Below are 2,295 nucleotides of genomic sequence, written 5' to 3' on the forward strand. Positions count from 1 at the left end.
GCTGAATTGCTCCGCAATTCAGCCAAGGAATTCGCTCCGCGAATCCCTGAAAAGCGCACCTAGGCCGTGGCAGCTTCGGCTCCCTGACGGCAGATCAGGGTTTACCGACTGTCGCGCCTTGTATAACCTGACGAGAAATTCAAAATCTCTGAATTCACTTCTTGGGGGCGAGTTTGGAGGGAGCCTCCTGTTCCTTTTCGGGGAAAAGGAATTCACTGATATTTCGTGGAAAACAGTACCACCATGAAGACACATCAGATGAAAGGAAAGCAGGCCCCCGCAAGGCCCGTTATCCCGACCCACGGTGTGAGGCCTGAGTCTGTTTGCCTCCACGCCGTAACCAATGGGGCAGGGAACCGAACAGGACGGCTGAGGAGGGCCGTTGAGGCCCCGTCAGCAGCCTTCCCTGCCGTACCCCCTCCCTCGCGGTCACACGGCCAGCGCGGAGGCATCAGCCGACGCGCAACCACACCACCCCCAGCCCATCCCCGAAGCCCGCAACTCACTACCCGCCCTCATTCCTCACTCACTCATCAACCAGCCAGGGACAGGCAGCAGCAGAGGGGATGTCAGCAACCCGACCGACCACGCCAATGCAGCGTTGACCAGGCACAACGCACACGCCGGCAGACGCCCTTTTGTGAGCGTTGTGGAGCCTGTTTTTGTGATGGTTGGGGTGGCGGTTGAGGTGATGGGTGTTGTGACGGTTGGCAGTAGAGCGTAGAATTATCACTGTCGCTAGCCAGCAACCCGAAGGGATCCGAGGCATGACAACTCCGTTGGAGCAGGCACGTGGTGGACGCGTGGCCTTGGCTGTATTTGCAGCCCTGCGAGCCGAGCGCGAGCCGTTCAGCATCGAGGGATGGATATCCCTAGCGCTGGCCGCCGTTGATGCGTACGCCAGTCGCAACCAGGACCCGCCGTTTCAGGCGCAAGCGGAAAGGAACATGGCCGATGCTCTGTCCACTCTCGGAGAAACGGCAACCGACGTTCTCCATTACATGGACGGAAAAGCGAAGGCAGCCGATCTCTACAACGAGGCGGTACGAATTGCCGCTACAGGGATTTGGGAAACCGTTCCTTTCGCGGCTGAAAAGGCCGATGAGGAAGCTAACGCGGCATCATTGCTTGCCGCATTGTCGCTCGCATGCTCGGCCATGTGGGACGACACGCACAGCGTTGAAATGCTCGACGGGGTTTATCAGCGGTTCACGACCGAGGCAGAAGAAACACGGCTTGTGTTCGCCCGACGCGTCAGGCGACTGGTGGAAGCGGATGACCGCGCACGGCTGACAAGCCGTCAGCTCACCTGACATCAACAGCCTCTGCCGAGAGAGGAGTGATCACCATGCGCAGTGCTTATCCGGACTTCCCCTCACAGCCCGGGGTGCCGCTCGGTTCGTACACGTGGTACGCCGTGACAGCCCGTTTCCCGAACGGGCGCGAGGTCGAGGTAGGCGAGTGGCAAGGCGACGCCGAGAAGGCCGGACAGGAGGCTTTGAGGGCGTACGAGCGCTACTACCGTGGCGCGTACGTCGAAGTCCTGCTGGACGGCTGCGTGTTCGCCTACGTGACGCACAACCCGCGTACGCATGAGAAGACCCCGTTCCTGTGTCAGCCGGGGTTTTGCTGGCACCACGCGTGCGGTGAGGTCCCCCCAGAGGAGTGCGGGTGCGGTGACCGGATCCAGCGAAGTGGTGGAGTCCACCCCCACGAGAGCGTATAGTTATCAACGTCGGGAACGGCGGCAACCGGACCCGGCGCAACCCACCAGTCGGGGCAGCCGACCAGCCGCCCCGCACCGAACGAAGGAGAACTCTCCTATGGGGCACAACCGTCCGACGCCCGTGATCCTGCCCAACGGCGTCGAGTGGTCCGTTCCGGCCGACACCCTGCGCGCCCGACGCGGCCACGACTTCTACCCCACGCTCGCCCAGCGCGCAGCGATCCCCCCGCTGTACAGCACCGATGACACCCCGACCCCGGACAAGATTGTTCACCTGCACTACTTCGGGGGTGCCTGCCTGGACTGGTTCGTGACCGAGCTCGACCCCTCGTGCGGTCTGGCGTTCGGATGGGCCTACATCACGGACGGCGAGTGGGGCTATTTCCACCTGCCTGAGCTGGAGTCGATCAGGTACGGCCTCGGATTCGTGATCGAGCGCGACCTGTACTGGGAGCCCAAGCCGGTCCGTGAGGTACCGCAGATCGCGCGCGTCGCCCGCTTCTGACCCGTACGGCGTAGTCGAGGAGGGAGGGGAGGTCGGATTCCGACCGGTACCAGGTCTGGGTGAG

At 62.4% G+C, this 2,295-nt stretch carries 3 protein-coding genes; all 3 read left to right on the forward strand.

Annotation, left to right across the window (positions count from 1 at the left end):
* Positions 1-767 precede the first annotated feature (767 nt).
* On the forward strand, positions 768-1,313 hold the full coding sequence (locus ABZZ74_RS53695; RefSeq protein ID WP_356951378.1) for a hypothetical protein: 546 nt from the start codon (positions 768-770) through the stop codon (positions 1,311-1,313).
* A 35-nt stretch (positions 1,314-1,348) separates the two neighbouring features.
* Positions 1,349-1,726: a hypothetical protein gene (locus ABZZ74_RS53700; protein WP_356951379.1), complete on the forward strand. Its 378-nt coding sequence runs from the start codon at positions 1,349-1,351 to the stop codon at positions 1,724-1,726.
* A 97-nt stretch (positions 1,727-1,823) separates the two neighbouring features.
* Positions 1,824-2,231, forward strand: a complete 408-nt coding sequence (locus ABZZ74_RS53705) for a DUF2958 domain-containing protein (protein WP_356951380.1) — start codon at positions 1,824-1,826, stop codon at positions 2,229-2,231.
* Positions 2,232-2,295 lie beyond the last annotated feature (64 nt).

The organism is Streptomyces sp. NPDC006476, assembly GCF_040612015.1.
GTDB lineage: Bacteria > Actinomycetota > Actinomycetes > Streptomycetales > Streptomycetaceae > Streptomyces > Streptomyces griseorubiginosus_B.